Annotated in this window: 15 protein-coding genes, 2 tRNA genes and 1 pseudogene; 8 read left to right on the forward strand and 10 right to left on the reverse strand. The window is 67.4% G+C overall.

The annotated features are described in order from the left end of the window. Positions 1–83: 83 nt before the first annotated feature. Positions 84–1,040: a thiamine-phosphate kinase gene (locus tag ACZYZ9_RS15155; RefSeq protein WP_463827063.1), complete on the reverse strand. Its 957-nt coding sequence runs from the start codon at positions 1,038–1,040 to the stop codon at positions 84–86. Between the two features lie 95 nt (positions 1,041–1,135). On the opposite strand from ACZYZ9_RS15155, the gene ACZYZ9_RS15160 reads away from it, so the two are divergent. Beyond that, on the forward strand, positions 1,136–1,681 hold the full coding sequence (locus tag ACZYZ9_RS15160) for a DUF3515 domain-containing protein (RefSeq protein ID WP_463827064.1): 546 nt from the start codon (positions 1,136–1,138) through the stop codon (positions 1,679–1,681). Positions 1,682–1,691: 10 nt separating this feature from the next. Here ACZYZ9_RS15160 and ACZYZ9_RS15165 read toward each other — a convergent pair whose 3' ends face one another. Then, on the reverse strand, positions 1,692–2,801 hold the full coding sequence (locus ACZYZ9_RS15165; protein WP_463827065.1) for a D-alanine--D-alanine ligase family protein: 1,110 nt from the start codon (positions 2,799–2,801) through the stop codon (positions 1,692–1,694). A 66-nt stretch (positions 2,802–2,867) separates the two neighbouring features. Beyond that, complete coding sequence (locus tag ACZYZ9_RS15170; RefSeq protein WP_463827066.1) at positions 2,868–3,875, reverse strand: NAD(P)H-dependent glycerol-3-phosphate dehydrogenase; 1,008 nt, start codon at positions 3,873–3,875, stop codon at positions 2,868–2,870. A gap of 117 nt (positions 3,876–3,992) precedes the next feature. Between ACZYZ9_RS15170 and cofC the strand changes: the two genes are divergently transcribed. The 3 genes from cofC (at position 3,993) to mutT1 (ending at position 7,945) form a co-directional block, all read left to right on the forward strand. Continuing rightward, positions 3,993–4,631, forward strand: coding sequence for a 2-phospho-L-lactate guanylyltransferase (cofC, locus tag ACZYZ9_RS15175; RefSeq protein WP_463827067.1), 639 nt, complete (start codon positions 3,993–3,995; stop codon positions 4,629–4,631). 76 nt (positions 4,632–4,707) lie between these two features. Then, entirely contained in the window at positions 4,708–6,963 is a 2,256-nt protein-coding gene (locus ACZYZ9_RS15180) for an RNA degradosome polyphosphate kinase (RefSeq protein ID WP_463827068.1), read from the forward strand. A gap of 49 nt (positions 6,964–7,012) precedes the next feature. Further along, on the forward strand, positions 7,013–7,945 hold the full coding sequence (mutT1, locus tag ACZYZ9_RS15185; RefSeq protein ID WP_463827069.1) for an 8-oxo-(d)GTP phosphatase MutT1: 933 nt from the start codon (positions 7,013–7,015) through the stop codon (positions 7,943–7,945). A 60-nt stretch (positions 7,946–8,005) separates the two neighbouring features. Here the strand turns inward: mutT1 and ACZYZ9_RS15190 are convergent, their stop codons facing one another. From ACZYZ9_RS15190 to leuC, 3 genes are all read right to left on the reverse strand, one after another. Next, a complete protein-coding gene (locus ACZYZ9_RS15190) occupies positions 8,006–8,662 on the reverse strand; it encodes an HU family DNA-binding protein (protein ID WP_463827070.1) in 657 nt (218 codons plus the stop codon). 216 nt (positions 8,663–8,878) lie between these two features. Beyond that, on the reverse strand, positions 8,879–9,472 hold the full coding sequence (gene leuD, locus ACZYZ9_RS15195) for a 3-isopropylmalate dehydratase small subunit (protein WP_463827071.1): 594 nt from the start codon (positions 9,470–9,472) through the stop codon (positions 8,879–8,881). 37 nt (positions 9,473–9,509) lie between these two features. After that, on the reverse strand, positions 9,510–10,931 hold the full coding sequence (gene leuC, locus ACZYZ9_RS15200) for a 3-isopropylmalate dehydratase large subunit (protein WP_463827072.1): 1,422 nt from the start codon (positions 10,929–10,931) through the stop codon (positions 9,510–9,512). An 86-nt stretch (positions 10,932–11,017) separates the two neighbouring features. Here leuC and ACZYZ9_RS15205 point away from each other — a divergent pair, with 86 nt between their 5' ends. Beyond that, positions 11,018–11,719, forward strand: coding sequence for an IclR family transcriptional regulator (locus ACZYZ9_RS15205; protein WP_463827073.1), 702 nt, complete (start codon positions 11,018–11,020; stop codon positions 11,717–11,719). 122 nt (positions 11,720–11,841) lie between these two features. Next, the gene (locus ACZYZ9_RS15210; RefSeq protein WP_463827074.1) at positions 11,842–12,360 is read left to right on the forward strand and encodes a PPOX class F420-dependent oxidoreductase; all 519 of its coding nucleotides are present in this window, start codon (positions 11,842–11,844) and stop codon (positions 12,358–12,360) included. 12 nt (positions 12,361–12,372) lie between these two features. On the opposite strand, the gene ACZYZ9_RS15215 is transcribed toward ACZYZ9_RS15210, so the two are convergent. The 4 genes from ACZYZ9_RS15215 to ACZYZ9_RS15230 all read right to left on the reverse strand — a co-directional run bounded on the left by ACZYZ9_RS15215 (position 12,373) and on the right by ACZYZ9_RS15230 (position 14,973). Continuing rightward, positions 12,373–12,445 (reverse strand) — tRNA-Glu (locus ACZYZ9_RS15215). Positions 12,446–12,517: 72 nt separating this feature from the next. After that, positions 12,518–12,589, reverse strand: a tRNA-Gln gene (locus ACZYZ9_RS15220). A 103-nt stretch (positions 12,590–12,692) separates the two neighbouring features. Continuing rightward, positions 12,693–14,147, reverse strand: coding sequence for a glutamate--tRNA ligase (gltX, locus tag ACZYZ9_RS15225; protein ID WP_463827075.1), 1,455 nt, complete (start codon positions 14,145–14,147; stop codon positions 12,693–12,695). Between the two features lie 37 nt (positions 14,148–14,184). Then, on the reverse strand, positions 14,185–14,973 hold the full coding sequence (locus tag ACZYZ9_RS15230) for a fumarylacetoacetate hydrolase family protein (protein ID WP_463827076.1): 789 nt from the start codon (positions 14,971–14,973) through the stop codon (positions 14,185–14,187). Between the two features lie 300 nt (positions 14,974–15,273). On the opposite strand from ACZYZ9_RS15230, the gene ACZYZ9_RS15235 reads away from it, so the two are divergent. Together ACZYZ9_RS15235 and ACZYZ9_RS15240 are read left to right on the forward strand one after the other, a co-directional pair. Beyond that, complete coding sequence (locus ACZYZ9_RS15235; RefSeq protein ID WP_463827077.1) at positions 15,274–16,509, forward strand: MFS transporter; 1,236 nt, start codon at positions 15,274–15,276, stop codon at positions 16,507–16,509. 36 nt (positions 16,510–16,545) lie between these two features. Further along, positions 16,546–17,601: pseudogene (locus ACZYZ9_RS15240) on the forward strand (MFS transporter); the annotation flags it as partial. Positions 17,602–17,723 lie beyond the last annotated feature (122 nt).

Here is a 17,723-nt window from a genome sequence, read left to right on the forward strand (position 1 = left end):
CTGGTGGCACCGAGCCTGCACTCAGAGTGCCGACACGCCGAGGAGCGCCAGCCCTGAATACCGGCTCGGCGCCGGCAACGGCCTCACCCCGCGAAAGACTCCCACCCCGCATGACCCGTCCAGTCGACACCGTCGACCATCACCCGCGCCGGCCCGTCGAGCACCCGTCCGATCACCCGCCACGAGTCGGGCACCGCATCGCTGAAACACGCCACCAGGGCGTGGTCTTCACCGCCGCCCAGCACCCATGACCAGCCGTCGACACCCACCGCCGCGGCAGCGCCGGTCACCGCATCGTGATCGGCGGCCAATGACGCAGCCGACAGATCGATGGCAACGCCGGAGGCCTTCGCGACGTGCCGCAGATCCGAGATCAGTCCATCGGAGACGTCGATCATCGCAGTGGCGCCACCGGCCGCGGCGATCGCCCCCTGACCGTAGGGCGGTTGCGGCACCAGATGCCGACAGCGTAGCTCGCGGAATTCCTCAATGCCGTTGCGCCACAATTCATATCCTGCTGCGGATCGGCCCAGTTCGCCGGTGACCGCAACCACCGACCCGGGCCGAGCCCCCGACCGCATTACCGGCGCACGACCGTTCAGGTCACCCAGCACCGTCACCGACACCACCCACTGCGGGCAGCTCACCAAATCCCCGCCCGCGATGCCGGCGCCGATCCGGTCCGCCTCGTCCCACATGCCGTCGACCAGGGCGATCACTTCGGCCGTCGGTGTACTGCCGGGCGCCCCGAAACCCACCACGAACGCGGTGGGTCGCGCACCCATCGCCTCGATGTCGGCGGCGTTCTGCGCGATGGCCTTGCGGCCGACGTCGTGCGGCGACGACCAGTCCAGCCGAAAGTGCCGGTCCTGCACCAGCATGTCGGTCGAGACCACGGTTCCCGACACCACGGCCCCGTCGTCCCCGGGGCCCAGGGTGACCGCGGCGGGCTGCCGGCGGTCGCGCACCAGACGCTCGATCACGGCGAACTCACCGGACTGCTGCAGCGTCGGGGACTGCCCGGCCGCGTCGTCGCTCACCCCGCCTCCTCCCGCATGCGGCCCGACGAACCGGTACGTTGGTTCCCTGCCGGTTCGGGCGGACCGCGTCAGTGTAATTGCGGAGGTAACCAGCAGTGGCAGGCAACTCCGAGCCCGGCGGCCCACCGCGCGCCGCGCTGATCGCCGCGCTGGTGCTGGCCGTGGCGACGATCGGGGCGCTCCTGGTCGTCGCGGTCAACCGCCGCGCACCGCGGCCACCGGTCGTCATCGCGGCGGCTGCGGCCCCGCAGGCGGCGAGCCCCGAGTGTCAGGCGCTGCTCGCCGCCCTGCCGCAGCGACTCGGCGACTACCAGCGCGCGGATCTGGCGCAGCCCGCTCCCGATGGCGCCCGCGCCTGGCGGTCCGACGGCGGTGCCGTGGTGCTGCGCTGCGGCATGCCGCGTCCGGCCGGCTTCGTGGTGGGCGTACCGATCCAGGGCGTCGACCGGGTGCAGTGGTTCCAGGTGTCCGAGCCGGCCGGCACCCACGGGACCGAATCGACCTGGTACACCGTGGACCGTCCGGTCTACGTGGCACTGACCCTGCCCGGCGGATCGGGGCCGACGCCGATTCAGGAACTCTCCGCCGTCATCGACCGCACCCTGGCCGCGGTCCCGATCGACCCCGCCCGGCCCGGCTAACGGCTATCGGCTAACGCAGACCCACACCCCGCGCCAGCGCCGTGTCCACCATGGTGGCCAACAGGGTCGGATAATCGACGCCGCTGGCCGCCCACATCCGCGGGTACATCGAGATGGTGGTGAAGCCCGGCATCGTGTTGATCTCGTTGATCACCGGGCCCGCGTCGGTCAGGAAGAAGTCCACCCGGGCCAGGCCCTGGCAGTCGATGGCGGCGAACGAACGAATCGCCAACTGCCGCACCGTGTCCGCGATGTCGTCGTCGACCTTGGCCGGCACGTCCAGTTCGGCGGCGTCGTCGAGGTACTTGGTGGCGAAGTCGTAGAAGGAGTCCTCGCGACCCCGCACCCCGGCCACCCGGATCTCACCCAGTGTGCTGGCTTCGATTGTGCCGTCCGGCATTTCGAGCACCCCGCACTCCAGCTCGCGACCACTGATGGCGGCCTCCACGATCACCTTCGGGTCGTGGCGGCGGGCCTGCGCGATCGCGTCGGGCAACTGGTCCCAACTCGTCACCCGGCTGACCCCGATGGAGGAACCCCCGCGCGCGGGTTTGACGAACGCGGGCAGTCCCAACCGTTCGCGTTCCTCGGGGTGCAACGTCGGCTGGGACGACCGCAACACGGTGTAGTCACCCACCGGCAGGCCCTCGGCGACCAGCAGCTTCTTGGTGAATTCTTTGTCCATCCCGGCCGCACTGGCCAGCACGCCGGCGCCGACGTAGGGCACGCCGGCGAGTTCGAGCAGGCCCTGAATGGTGCCGTCCTCGCCGTAGGGGCCGTGCAGGACCGGGAACACCACGTCGACCGCGCCCAGCACTTCGGTGGCGCCGGGCCGCAGCGACACCAGTTCGCCGCCGCGCTGCGGGTCGGCCGGCAGCGCCAGTTCGGTACCCGATTCCGGGCTCACCGCAGGCAGTTGCCGGTTGCTGATCGTCAGCGCGTCGGGGTTGCCGTCGGTGAGCACCCACGAGCCCTGCGGCGTGATGCCGATCGCGACCACCTCGAACCGCTGCGGGTCGAGATTGCGCAGAATGCTGCCCGCAGACACGCACGAAATGGCGTGCTCGTTGCTGCGGCCGCCGAAAACGACGGCGACACGCACCCGATTGCTGGCAGTCACAACCTGGAGACGCTACCGGTTGCGGCGCCGCGTCGCGGGATTGCGCAGGTCAAGCGGAGAGTCATTTCACTCCGGCTTGGTGCTGCGGCCCAGCAGCAGGGCGATCGCTTCGTTCACCGACAGGCCCTTGTGGCATACCCGGTGCACGGCGTCTGTGAGCGGCATCTCGACGTCGTAGCTGGACGCCAGCGCCAGCACCGACTGGCAGGACGTGACGCCTTCCACGACGTGCCCGTCCTTGCTGTGCAACGCCGAGGACACGGTGTCCCCGCGGCCCAGGCGTTCGCCCAGCGAGCGGTTGCGCGAGTAGGGCGAGGTGCAGGTTGCCACCAGGTCGCCCACCCCGGCCAGACCCGCCAGGGTTGCGCCTTTGGCGCCCAGGGCAAGACCCAGCCGCATGATCTCGGCCAGCCCGCGGGTGATGATGGCTGCGACGGTGTTTTCGCCCAATCCCACCCCGACCGCCATTCCGCAGGCCAGCGCGATCACGTTCTTGCAGGCACCGCCGATTTCGGTGCCCACCACGTCGGAGTTGGTGTACGGGCGGAAATAGCCGCTGTTCAAGAACCGTTGCAGCGCGACGGCACGCCCGGAGTCGGTGCAGGCGACGACGGTGGCGGCCGGCTGGCCCTGCGCGATCTCGCTGGCCAGGTTGGGTCCTGAGATCACCGCGACCTGCGCGGCGTCGACTCCGGTGACCGAGACGATGACCTGGCTCATCCGCATCAGGGTGCCCAGCTCGATGCCCTTGGCCAGGCTGACCAGGGTGGCACCGTCGGCCCACATCCCGTTCCAGTTCTCCAGGTTGGATCGCATGGTCTGCGCCGGGACTCCGAGCAGCACGGTGGTCGCGCCGGTGAGGGCCTCCTCGGCGTCCGACGTGGCGCGAATCCCGGCCGGCAGGTGCATACCGGGCAGGTAGTCGGGATTGGACCGGGTGGCGTTGATCCGCTTGGCGACCTCCGCCCGCCGCGCCCACAGGGTGACCTCTCCCCCGGCATCAGCGAGCACCTTGGCCAATACGGTGCCCCACGCACCGGCGCCCATCACCACGACAGTTCCCGTGCCGGTCATCCACCCTCCCGGAGCTCTGCGGCCACCGTCACTCTGGCGCGACGCTCGCCTGCCGGCATCACGCTAGCTTGACACTCGCAGGCGTTGCGCCCAAGCCTCGCTGGCAGGATGGCCCCCATGGGCGGCGCAGGCGGAGATGTGGGGTTGATCATCGCCGTCAAACGGTTGGCTGCCGCCAAGACCCGGCTGGCGCCGGTGTTCTCGGCCCCGACCCGCGAAGCGGTGGTGCTGGCCATGCTGCTCGACACGCTGACCGCCGCGGCCCGGGTGGAGTCGTTGCACTCGATCGTGGTGATCACACCGGACGAGGCCGCCGGGGCGGCCGCATCCGGGCTCGGCGCCGAGGTGCTGACCGACCCCACCCCGGCGGGTGATCCCGATCCGTTGAACAGCGCCATCGTCGCCGCCGAACGTTCGATGGCCGCGAGCATTACCAATCTTGTTGTGCTGCAAGGTGATTTACCGGCATTGCAGTCCCAGGAGCTGGCCGAGGCGGTCGCAGCCGCCCGCGCGCACCAGCGCAGCTTCGTCGCCGACCGGGCCGGCACGGGGACCGCGGCACTGTGTGCCTTCGGCACCCCGCTCGATCCCCGGTTCGGGCCGGATTCCGCCGCGCGACACCGGCATTCGGGTGCCGTCGAACTCACCGGAGCGTGGCCCGGTCTGCGCTGCGACGTCGACACACCGGCCGACCTGGCCGCCGCGCGCCGCCTCGGGGTGGGCCCGGCGACCGCGCGCGCGATCGCGCACCGCTGATTCCCCGCAGCAGCAACCCGCGGGACGGCAGACACGGCCCAACATGTCCGCTCGGTGAATCGCATCTCAACGCCAGATGGATGGGTTGCCGATCTCCCAGGACTGGTGGCCTCGCCCACGGGTAATAGGCAATGATCGCAGGGTGACCGAAATCGAAGCCCCACCCCAAGCGGATGCATCCACCCACGAGGGTGCTCGGCAGTCAGGCGACTCGGCACCTGCGGCACCGCCGGCGGCGACTCCCGCCGCGATCAACGACCCGCTGCCCGACGAGCGCTACCTGAATCGGGAGCTGAGCTGGCTGGACTTCAACGCCCGGGTGCTGGCGCTGGCCGCCGACAATTCGATGCCCCTGCTGGAGCGCGCCAAATTCCTGGCGATCTTTGCTTCCAACCTGGATGAGTTCTACATGGTTCGGGTCGCCGGCCTCAAACGCCGCGACGAAATGGGGCTGTCGGTCCGCTCGGCCGACGGACTGACGCCGCGTGAGCAGTTGCGGCGCATCGGCGAACAGACCCAGCAGATCGCCAGCCGCCACGCCCGGGTGTTCCTCGACGAGGTATCCCCCGCGCTGGAGGAAGAAGGCATCTACATCATCACGTGGGCCGACCTGGACGAGGCTGAGCGCGAACAGTTGTCGACGTATTTCCACGATCAGGTCTTCCCCGTCCTGACCCCGCTGGCCGTCGACCCCGCCCACCCGTTCCCCTTCGTCAGTGGGTTGAGTCTGAACCTCGCGGTCACCGTCAAACAGCCCGACGACGGCACCCAGCACTTCGCCAGGGTCAAGGTGCCCGACAACGTCGACCGCTTTGTGGAGTTGGAAACGAAAGCGGAATCCGACGGCGAGCGGCGCGAGCGGGGCATCGTGCGATTCCTGCCGATGGAGGAGTTGATCGCCGCTTTCCTCCCAGTGCTGTTCCCCGGCATGGAGATTGTTCAACATCACACGTTCCGCATCACCCGCAACGCCGACTTCGAAGTGGAAGAAGATCGCGACGAAGACCTGTTGCAGGCACTCGAGCGGGAGTTGGCACGACGGCGGTTCGGTTCGCCGGTGCGACTCGAAGTTGCCGACGACATGACCGAGAGCATGCTCGAACTGCTGCTGCGCGAACTCGATGTCCATCCCGGCGACGTCATCGAAGTGCCTGGGCTGCTGGACTTGTCGTCGCTGTGGCAGATCTACGGGGTGGACCGTCCGGCCCTGAAGGACCGGGCGTTCGTGCCGGCCACCCATCCAGCCTTCGCCGACCGGGAGACCCCGAAGAGCATCTTCGCGACCCTGCGCGAAGGCGATGTGCTGGTGCACCATCCCTACGATTCGTTCTCCACCAGCGTGCAGCGCTTCATCGAACTGGCCGCCGCCGACCCCAACGTGCTGGCCATCAAACAGACGCTGTATCGCACGTCCGGTGATTCGCCGATCGTGCGGGCGCTCATCGACGCCGCCGAAGCCGGCAAGCAGGTGGTGGCACTGGTGGAGATCAAGGCGCGCTTCGACGAACAGGCCAACATCCGTTGGGCGCGAACGCTGGAGCAGGCGGGGGTCCATGTTGTCTACGGATTCGTCGGGCTCAAGACGCACTGCAAGACGTGCCTGGTGGTGCGCCGCGAGGGTCCGATCATCCGGCGGTACTGCCACGTCGGAACCGGCAACTACAACGGTAAGACGGCACGACTGTACGAGGATGTCGGGCTGCTGACCGCCGATCCCGACATCGGCGCCGACCTGACCGACTTGTTCAACACCCTGACCGGCTACTCGCGCAAGCTCACCTATCGCAATTTGTTGGTGGCACCGCACGGAATTCGCACCGGCATCATCGAGCGGGTAGAGCGTGAAGTCGAGGCCCACCGGCGGGGCAATGACGCCAGGATCCGGTTGAAGATGAACGCCCTGGTCGACGAACAGGTCATCGATGCGCTCTACCGCGCATCACAGGCCGGTGTGCGGGTGGAAGTGGTGGTGCGCGGCATCTGCGCGCTGCGCCCCGGTGCCGCAGGTTTCTCCGAAAACATCAGCGTCCGCTCGATTCTCGGCCGTTTCCTGGAGCACTCGCGGATTCTGCATTTCAACGCCATCGGCGAATTCTGGATCGGCAGTGCCGACATGATGCATCGCAATCTCGACCGTCGGGTCGAGGTCATGGCACAGGTCAAAGACCCGCGATTGACCACACAGCTCGACGAGTTGTTCCAATCCGCACTGGATCCGTCCACCCGCTGCTGGGAATTGGGATCCGACGGCCAGTGGACGGCCTCGCCGCGGGAGGGACTGAGCGTGCGCGATCATCAGGTGTCCCTGATGGAGCGGCACCGCAGCCCCTGACCCGTCCAGCCGCGTCAAGACCTGTTCGAATTGATCTGCAGGAGTTGAGGTGTCGTCCCAGAATTCGTCGGCCCGCCGTGGCCGCATCGTGCACGCCGCGGGAGCGGTGCTGTGGCGACCGACCCGCGAATCAGGTAAGTCGGTCGAGATCGCGGTGATCCACCGGCCCCGGTACGACGACTGGTCGCTGCCCAAAGGCAAGGTGGATCCGGGTGAGACCCCGCCGGTGACCGCCGTGCGCGAAGTGCTCGAAGAGACCGGCCATCACAGTCAGCTGGGCAGGTACCTCACCACGATCACCTACCCGATCGACCAGCGCGTCAAGAAGGTGTACTACTGGGCCGCCAGAAGCACCGGCGGGACCTTCGCCGCCGGGGACGAGGTCGACGATCTGCTCTGGCTGCCGGTGTCCGAGGCCATGAAGAAGCTCGGCTACGCACAAGACCGAAAGGTATTGCGACGGTTCACCAAACAGCCGGCGGACACCAAGACCGTGCTGGTGGTGCGGCACGGTACCGCCGGCAGCAAGGCCCGCTACCGCGGCGACGACACCAAACGACCGCTGGACAAGAAAGGCCGCGCGCAAGCCGAGGCGCTGGTGGCCCAGCTACTGGCTTTCGGCGCCACCGACGTCTACGCGGCCGACCGGGTGCGTTGCCACCAAACCGTGGAACCGCTTGCCGAGGAACTGGGCGTGACCATTCACAACGAACCGCACCTCACCGAAGAGGCCTACGCCAAGAACGCCAAACGCGGCCGACAGCGGGTGCTGCAGATCGCCGGACGGGCCGGCACACCGGTGATCTGCTCGCAGGGCAAGGTGATTCCGGATCTGATCGGATGGTGGTGCGACCGCAACGGGGTGCGGCCGGACAAGGCCCGCAACCACAAGGGCAGCACCTGGGTGCTGTCGTTGTCGGGCGGTCGGCTCATCGCCGCCGACCACATCGGCGGGGCACTGGCCCCCAACGTGCGCACCTGACAACGCAAATACCCTCCGGTAGGCCATCGCTGCCCGCCGAAGGGTATTCGCGTGTGAGTGCTACTTGCGACCGCGGCGTGTGGCGGCGGCCTTCTTGGCCGGAGCCTTCTTGGCCGGCGCCTTGCTGGCGGCCTTCTTGGCCGGAGCCTTGGTCGCGGCCTTCTTGGCCGGCGTCTTGGTCGCGGCCTTCTTGGCCGGAGCCTTGGTCGCAGCCTTCTTGGCCGGTGCCTTGGTCGCAGCCTTCTTCGCCGGAGCCTTGGTCGCAGCCTTCTTCGCCGGAGCCTTGGTCGCAGCCTTCTTCGCCGGAGCCTTGGTCGCGGCCTTCTTGGCCGGCGCCTTGGTCGCAGCCTTCTTGGCCGGAGCCCGCTTGGCGGTCGTCTTCTTCGCCGCACCCGCGACTACGCCACGCTTCACTGCGGGACCGTCGGCCGGGAGCTTTTGTGCGCCAGCCACAACCGCTTTGAATTGGGCACCTGGGCGGAACGCCGGAACCGATGTGGGCTTCACCTTCACGGTCTCACCGGTGCGCGGGTTGCGGGCAACGCGGGCTGCGCGGCGACGCTGTTCGAAGACACCGAAACCGGTAATCGTGACGCTCTCGCCCTTGTGCACCGCACGCACAATCGTGTCGACGACATTCTCGACAGCGGCGGTGGCCTGCCGGCGGTCTGAGCCCAATTTCTGTGTGAGCACATCTATGAGCTCTGCTTTGTTCATCCAACCCTCCGAAGCCAGTGGTCCTCGATTTGGAACCGACTAGAGGACACGGTAAACCCTTTGCTGGCAAATTGCCAAGAGCCACGCGCAATTTCAAGCGCGAATGACTGCAATTTCGGCAATCCGATTGCCGCCCTTGGCCGGTGGCGCCGATGTGAATTGCGCTTGTTTGGCGCGCGCCGGCCCGGCTGGAATTCCAGACCGCAAGGGGGTCGGTCAGATTGGCGCCGTGCGCGGCTTCCACACCGGGCGCGATGCCTCGAACGCTTCGATTTCGTCGAGTTTCCGCAGCGTAAGGGCTATATCGTCGAGTCCTTCCAACAATCGCCACGCGGTGTGATCGTCAATCCTGAACGGCAACACCGCCGTTCCCGCGGTGATATTTCGATCTTGAAGATTGACAGTGATTTCCAGCCCCGGGCTCTGCTCGATCAGCTTCCAGAGCAGCTCGACCCCGTCTTGATCGACTTCGGCGGCCAGCAGACCCGCCTTGCCGGCGTTGCCGCGGAAAATGTCGCCGAAGCGAGAGGAGATAACCACCCGGAATCCGTAGTCCATGAGCGCCCAGACCGCGTGTTCGCGTGAGGATCCGGTTCCGAAATCGGGTCCAGCAACCAAGACCGAGCCTCGGTCAAAGGGACTGAGATTGAGCACGAATGACGGATCCGAACGCCAGCTGGCGAACAAACCGTCCTCGAAACCGGTTCGGGTGACGCGCTTCAGAAAGACGGCGGGAATTATCTGATCGGTGTCGACATTGGACCGCCGCAGCGGCACACCGATTCCGGTGTGGGTGTGAAAGGCTTCCATCTTCTTCCCCTATTTCTCAGCGTGAAATCAAAGTCGGTCAGGTCAAGTCGGCGGGCGCGGAGAGCGTGCCGCGAACGGCAGTGGCCGCAGCGACCGCCGGGGACACCAGGTGCGTCCGGCCGCCCTTGCCCTGTCGCCCTTCGAAATTGCGGTTCGACGTGGCGGCGCAACGCTCTCCGGGCGCGAGCTGATCAGGGTTCATGCCCAGGCACATCGAGCAGCCGGCTTGGCGCCATTCGGCGCCGGCCGCGGTGAAGATGTCCCCCAGCCCTTCGCTTTCGGCCTGTGCGCGCACCCGCATCGAGCCCGGCACCACCAGCATCCGCACCCCCGGCGCCACCTTGCGCCCGCGCAGCACGTCGGCCACCACCCGCAGGTCTTCGATCCGGCCGTTGGTGCAGGATCCGACGAACACGGCGTCGACCGCGATGTCACGCATCGCCGTCCCGGGCCGAAGGTCCATGTACGCCAAGGCTTTCTCCGCGGCCTGGCGTTGTGCGTCGTCGGTCATCAACTCGGGATCCGGCACCGCCGCAGCCAGCGGCACCCCCTGGCCCGGGTTGGTCCCCCAGGTGACGAACGGACTCAGCGAGGATGCGTCGAGGTAGACCTCGGTGTCGAAAACCGCGCCCGGGTCGGTACGCAGCTGCTGCCAATAGGCGAGTGCGTTGTCCCAGTCGGCGCCCTTCGGGGCGTGCGGGCGACCACGCAGGAATTCGTAGGTCGTTTCGTCGGGGGCCACCATGCCTGCGCGGGCGCCGGCTTCGATGCTCATGTTGCAGACCGTCATCCGGCCCTCCATGGACAGCGACTCGATGGCACTGCCCCGGTATTCGATGACATATCCCTGTCCGCCACCGGTTCCGATCTTGGCGATCAGCGCGAGGATGATGTCTTTGGCGCTCACCCCGGCAGGCAGCTGTCCGTCGACGTTGACCGCCATCGTCTTGAACGGTCGCAGCCGCAGCGTCTGCGTGGCCAGCACGTGCTCGACCTCAGATGTCCCGATCCCCATGGCGATTGCCCCGAATGCGCCGTGCGTCGAGGTGTGGCTGTCTCCGCACACGATCGTCATGCCCGGTTGGGTGAGGCCCAGTTGCGGACCGACGACATGCACGATGCCCTGCTCGATGTCACCCATCGGGTAGAGCCGGACACCGAATTCGGCACAGTTGCGCCGCAACGTCTCCACCTGGGTGCGGGAGACCAGGTCGGCGATCGGCTTGTCGATGTCGACCGTCGGCACGTTGTGGTCTTCGGTGGCGATCGTCAGATCGGTCCGCCGTACTCGACGGCCGGCCAGCCGCAACCCGTCGTAGGCCTGTGGACTGGTGACTTCGTGCACCAGGTGCAGGTCGATATAGATCAGGTCGGGTGCGTTTCCTTCACCCGACACCACGACGTGGTCGTCCCAGACCTTCTCTGCCAGGGTTCGGGGGTTGTCTTTCGCAGCACACATATGCGCATTGCCTCGATTCGTCGATTGCGTCCCACACCGATCCGTCGGAGGCTGGATCTCAGTATGTGAGACGCTAGTATCTATATATGAGACAGCATAGCGGGATCGGCGTCCTCGACAAAGCGGTGGGCGTCCTGCACGCGGTCGCGGAATCCCCCTGCGGGCTCGCCGAACTGTGCGAGCGGACCGGCCTGCCCCGGGCCACCACCTACCGGGTCGCCGCTGCCCTGGAGGTGCATCGGTTGCTCGGACGCGACGAGGACGGCCGCTGGCGGCTCGGTCCGGCGGTTACCGAACTGGCCGGGCACGTCAACGATCCGCTGCTGGCCGCGGGTGCCGCCGTGCTGCCCCGGTTGCGGGAAACCACCGGCGAGAGCGTGCAGTTGTACCGTCGCGAAGGCACCATGCGGGTGTGCGTGGCAGCGCTGGAACCTGCTGCCGGGCTTCGCGATACGGTGCCCGTGGGCGCCCGGTTGCCGATGACGGCGGGTTCGGCCGCCAAAGTGTTGCTCGCGCACAGCGATGCGGCCACTCAGCAGGTGGTCTTGCCGGACGCCAAGTTCAGCAGCCGGACGCTGGCTGACGTGCGCCGGCGCGGCTGGGCACAGAGCGTGGCCGAACGCGAGCCCGGTGTGGCCAGTGTCTCGGCACCGGTGCGCGACAGCCGCGGCATTGTGACGGCGGCCATCTCGGTGTCCGGCCCGATCGACCGGATGGGCCGGCGGCCCGGGGCGCGTTGGGCCGCAGATCTGTTGGCGGCTGCCGAGGAGCTGGCGCGGCGGCTGTGAATTCCGCACCGAGACTGCACTCAGGACGGGCAGATCACGAAAACTGCGGCCTCAGTACAGGCTCGGCGCCATCAGTGCAGGCTCGGCGCAGGCGTGCACCGGCGACCTGACACACTGACGCCATGGGAACCAATCAGCGCGCGAGCATCGTCATGTCCCCCGACGAGATCGCCGAGTTCGTCGCCAACAGCCGTACCGGCACGCTGGCCACCATCGGTCCCGACGGCCAACCGCACCTGACGGCCATGTGGTACGGGGTGCTGGACGGCGAGATCTGGCTGGAGACCAAGGCCAAGTCGCAGAAGGCCGTCAACCTCAAGCGCGATCCGCGGGTGAGTTTCCTGATCGAAGACGGCGACACCTACGACACGCTGCGCGGGGTGTCCTTCGAGGGCACCGCTGAAATCGTCGACGATCCCGACACCTCGCACCGCGTCGGCGTCAGCGTGTGGGAGCGCTACACCGGTCCCTACAGCGACGAGATGAAGCCGTTCGTCGAGCAGATGATGAACAAGCGCGTCTGCGTGCGCATCGTCAGCAACCGCACCCGGTCCTGGGATCACCGCAAGCTGGGAATGCCCCCGATGCCGGTGGGTGGCTCGACCGCTCCGGCTGTGCGCGGAACCCAGCAGACTGGGTGACGCGCAATTTTGTAGCCCCGATGGGATTCGAACCCACGCTACCGCCGTGAGAGGGCGGCGTCCTAGGCCGCTAGACGACGGGGCCGGACACGATCCGGAGAGTCAGCATAGCCGAACACGGAAACCCCACCTAATCGGTTGACCCGGTGGGATCTTGCTGGGGTACCAGGACTCGAACCTAGAATGGCTGAACCAGAATCAGCTGTGTTGCCAATTACACCATACCCCATCGGCCGCCTAAAACCGCTGCTCAGAGCCCGTTAACGGGAGATACCCGCATCCGGTGCCGCTGAGGCCGGCCAGTTGAAGCCGAAGTGCACACTACCAAAGATTCAACCGGCCACGTCGCGCGCGGCCCGCAGCCGCTGCAGGCTGCGGTCGCGACCCAGCAGTTCCAGCGACTCGAACAACGGCGGGCTGATGGTGGTTCCGGTGGCAGCGACCCGGATCGGGCCGAACGCCTTGCGCGGTTTGAGCGCCAAGGTCTCGATCAGCGCGCCCTTGAGGGCTTCCTCGATCCGCGGGGTGGTCCAGGCGGTCAGCGAGTCCAGCGCCGCAATGGCGGCGTCGAGCACCGGGCCCGCGTCGGGTCCCAGTTCCTTGGCGGCGGCCTTGGGGTCGAGCGCGTACTCGTCGTCGTTGAGGAATTTCAGCAGACCCCACGCGTCGCCGAGCACCACGATGCGGGTCTGCACCAACTCGGCCGCGGTAGCGAAATCCGCATCGGTCAAGCCCAGGCGATGGCCGTGCACATCCAGATAGCTGCGCAGCCGTGCGGTGAAATCGTCGACGGCGAGCCGGCGGATGTGCTCGGCGTTCAGGGCGTCGGCCTTCTTCTGGTCGAACCGGGCCGGGTTGGAGTTGACATCCACCACGTCGAACGCGGCGACCATCTCGTCGAGGCTGAACAGGTCGTGGTCGTCGGCGATCGACCAGCCCAGCAACGCAAGATAATTGAGCAGCCCTTCGGGGATGAAACCGCGGTCGCGGTGCGCGAACAGATTGGACTGCGGGTCACGCTTGGACAGCTTCTTGGTTCCCTCACCTAAAACAGTTGGGAGATGGGCGAATTGCGGGGTACGCTCGGCCAGCCCGATCCGGATCAGCGCCTGGTACAACGCGAGCTGGCGCGGTGTGGACGGCAGCAGGTCCTCGCCGCGCAGCACGTGGGTGATCTTCATCAGTGCGTCGTCGCACGGATTCACCAAGGTGTACAACGGATCTCCGTTGGCGCGCGTCAACGCGAAGTCGGGTACCGAGCCCGCTGCGAACGTGGTGGGTCCGCGCACCAGGTCGTCCCAGCTGAGGTCCTCGTCGGGCATCCGCAACCGCACCACCGGATGTCGGCCGTCGGCGAGGAACGCCGCGCGCTGCGAATCGGTCAACTGGCGATCGAAGTTGTCGTAGCCCAGCTTTGGATTGCGGCCGGCGGCGACGTGGCGCGCCTCGACCTCCTCCGCCGTCGAAAACGCGTAGTAGGCCTCGCCCGCCTCGAGCAGTCGGGCCACCACGTCCCGGTACAGATCGCCGCGCTGCGACTGCCGGTAGGGCCCGTACGGCCCGCCGACCTCGGGTCCTTCATCCCAGTCCAGGCCCAGCCAACGCAGGGCATCGAGCAGCGCCGCGTAGCTCTCCTCGCTGTCCCGGGCGGCGTCGGTGTCTTCGATGCGGAAGACGAAGGTGCCACCGGTGTGTCTGGCATAGGCCCAGTTGAACAGCGCGGTGCGCACCATTCCGACGTGCGGCGTGCCGGTGGGCGACGGGCAGAACCGAACTCGTACTGTCACGACTTTCCTTTGCGCACTACAGGATTGGTGTTGTGAATCACAGGGCCGGCTTGCGTACCACCGGATTCGACAGCGTACCGATGCCCTCGATGGTCACCGAGACAGTGTCGCCGTCCTCGATCGGACCGACCCCGGCGGGCGTTCCGGTGAGGATGAGATCGCCTGGGAGCAGGGTCATCACCGCCGAGATCCATTCGACGACCGCGCCGACGTCGTGAATCATCAGCGAGGTGCGGGCATGCTGCTTGACCTCACCGTTGACGTCGGTGCGCAGTTCCAGATCCGCCGGGTCCACATCGGTGACGATCCAGGGCCCGACCGGGCAGAAGGTGTCGTGACCCTTGGCGCGGGTCCATTGCCCGTCGGACTGCTGTTGATCGCGCGCCGACACGTCGTTGCCGATGGTGTAGCCCAGGATGTTGTCGGCGGCCTGTGCCGCCGAGACGTCCTTGCACGGACGGCCGATCACCGCCGCCAACTCTCCTTCGTAGTGCACGGTGGATGCGTTGGCGGGCAATCGGATCGGCACGTTGGGTCCGATGATCGCGGTATTGGGCTTCATGAAGATGACCGGGTCGGCGGGAGTGACACCGCCCATCTCGGCGATGTGGTCGGCGTAGTTTTTGCCGATGCAGACGACCTTGCTGGCCAGAATCGGGGCCAGCAGCCGCACGTCGGCCAGCGGCCAGCTGCGGCCGGTGAAAGTCGGCGTGCCGAACGGATGCTCGGCGATCTCGCGGACCGTCATCGCACCCGGATCGTCGAGTGGGCCTTCGATGCTGACAAACGCGACTCCGTCAGGACTGGCGATTCGACCAAGGCGCATTCGGATCAGCCTAGCGAGGGTCGCGAGCGCGGCGAAGCCGGGCGCTGCGGGCCCTCGCCCTCAGACCTAGCGAGGGTCGCGAGCGCGGCGAAGCCGGGCGCTGCGGGCCCTCGCCATCAGATCCAGCCGGGTGACGATGCGGGGCCGCAGGCCCCGAGGAGGAACCCGGCCCTCAGACCTAGCGAGGGTCGCGAGCGCGGCGAAGCCGGGCGCTGCGGGCCCTCGCCATCAGACCTAGCGAGGGTCGCGAGCGCGGCGAAGCCGGGCGCTCATGCCCGGGTTGTGTGCAAGCATTGCTTGATGTCATCGGACGCGACCAGCGCCGCTAAGCGCTGGTCGATGGTGGTCGTCGCCCTCGTCGTCACCTCCAGCGCGTTCAGCTTCATCAACGCGGTCCCGTTCATGATTCCGGCGCTGGAAGCCGCGCACGGCACTCCGCTGTCCGAAACCGGGCTGCTGTCGGTCATGCCGAGCCTGGGCATGGTGGTGACGTTGATCGGCTGGGGCTACGTCGCCGACCTCATCGGCGAGCGGATCGTGCTGACCCTGGGCTCGATCATCACCGCGGCGGTTGCGTATGCCGCCTCGGCGGTGGATTCCCTGTTGGTGATGGGCGTGTTGCTGTTCCTCGGCGGCATGGGCGCGGCGAGCTGCAATCCCGCGTGTGGCCGGTTGGTGGCGGGCTGGTTCCCGCCCGAGCAGCGCGGTTTGGCGATGGGCGTACGCCAGACGGCGCAGCCGCTGGGGATCGCGATGGGCGCGCTGGCCATTCCCCGACTCGCCCAACATGGTCCACCCGCGGCCGGCTTGTTGTTTCCGGCGTTGGCGTGCGCGATGTCGGCGGTGGTCGCCGCCGTCGTCGCGCACGACCCGCCGCGTAAGCCGCGCACCGAGGCGCACGACGGCGAGCTTTCGAGCCCGTACCGCAACTCCGCGGTGTTGTGGCGGATCCACGGGCTGTCGGCGCTGATGGTGATGCCTCAGTCGGTGACCGTGACGTTCATGCTGGTGTGGCTGGTCCGAGAGCACGGGTGGCCGCTCGAGGATGCCGGCACGTTGGTGAGCTTCACCGCACTGCTGGGCGCGGTGAGCCGCATCCTGGCCGGCCGGTGGTCCGACCGCATCGGTTCGCGTATGCGACCGATCCGCCTGGTTGCGCTCGCCACCAGCGTGGCCCTGATGTTGCTGGCGTTCACCAATGACTTCTATCCCCCGCTGGCCGTGGGGCTGATGGTCGCCGCCGCGGTGATCACGGTGATGGACAACGGCTTGGAGGCGACCGCGATCACTGAGGTCGCCGGACAGTTCTGGAGCGGCCGTGCACTGGGTGTGCAGAACACCACACAACGACTGATGACCCTGGCCGGTCCGCCGATGTTCGGCGTGATCATCGGAGCATTCGGCTTTCCGGTGGCGTTCGCGCTGTGCGGCCTGTTCCCGCTGGCCGCCGTACCGGTGGTGCCGACCGGACTGGTACCACCCGGGCTCGAGGAGCGGGCGCAGCGACAATCCGCCGGTCGCCGGGTGGTTCGGTAGCCCATCGCGCCGCGTCGCCTGTGCGAGCATTGGCGGATGCCCGAAGAGCAGGCCGGCGCGGTCAGGCGCTGGTCGATCGTCGTCGTCTCGGTGTTCGTGACGGCAAGTGCCTTCCTCTTCATCAACGGCGTCGCCTTCCTACTCCCCCGGCTGGTCAGCGGACGCGGGACCCCGTTGGCCCAGGCAAGCCTGTTGGCGTCGATGCCCAGCTGGGGCATGGTGGTCACCCTGGTCGCCTGGGGCTACGTATTGGACCGGGTGGGTGAGCGAATCGTGTTGGCGCTCGGTTCGGGCCTCACCGCGGCGGCCGCTTACGCCGCGGCATCGGTGCATTCGCTGCTGGGGATGGGGGTGTTCCTGTTCCTCGGCGGCATGGCAGCCGCCAGCTGCAACACCGCCGGTGGCCGGTTGGTGTCGGGGTGGTTCCCGCCGCAACAGCGCGGGTTGGCGATGGGCATCCGTCAGACCGCGCAGCCCATCGGAATTGCCTTGGGCGCGTTGGTGATTCCCGAACTAGCCGAGCGCGGCGCCCATGCCGGGCTGATGTTCCCGGCGGTGGCGTGCGCGTGCGCAACAGTGGCCAGCATCGTCGCGGTGAAAGATCCGCCGCGCAAGTCCCGCCACACGGCCACCGACACAGAGTTGGCCAGTCCATATCGCGGTTCGTCGACGCTGTGGCGGATCCACGCGGCGTCGGCGTTGCTGATGATGCCGCAGACGGTGACCGTCACTTTCATGCTGGTCTGGCTGATCAACCACCACCACTGGTCGGTGGCAGCGGCCGGCGGGCTGGTGACCATCTCGCAACTGATCGGTGCGGGGGGCCGCATCCTGGCGGGACGGTGGTCGGATCGCATCGGTTCCCGAACCCGGCCGGTGCGCATCATCGCCGTCAGCGCCGCGTTGACACTGTTCCTGCTGGCTCTCTCCGACCAGATGAACACGCGATTCGATGTGTTCCTGATGGTCGCCATTGCGGTGATCGCCGTCCTCGACAACGGTTTGGAGGCCACCGCCATCACCGAGTTCGCCGGACCGTACTGGAGTGGACGCGCGCTGGGCATCCAGAACACCACGCAGCGGTTGATGGCGGCCGCCGGACCGCCGATGTTCGGTGCGCTGATCACCGCCGCCGCATATCCCCTGGCGTGGGCGCTGTGCGGCCTGTTCCCGCTGGCCGCCGTCCCGTTGGTGCCGACCCGCCTGTTACCGCC

This window comes from Mycobacterium sp. IDUB_28, assembly GCF_055419285.1.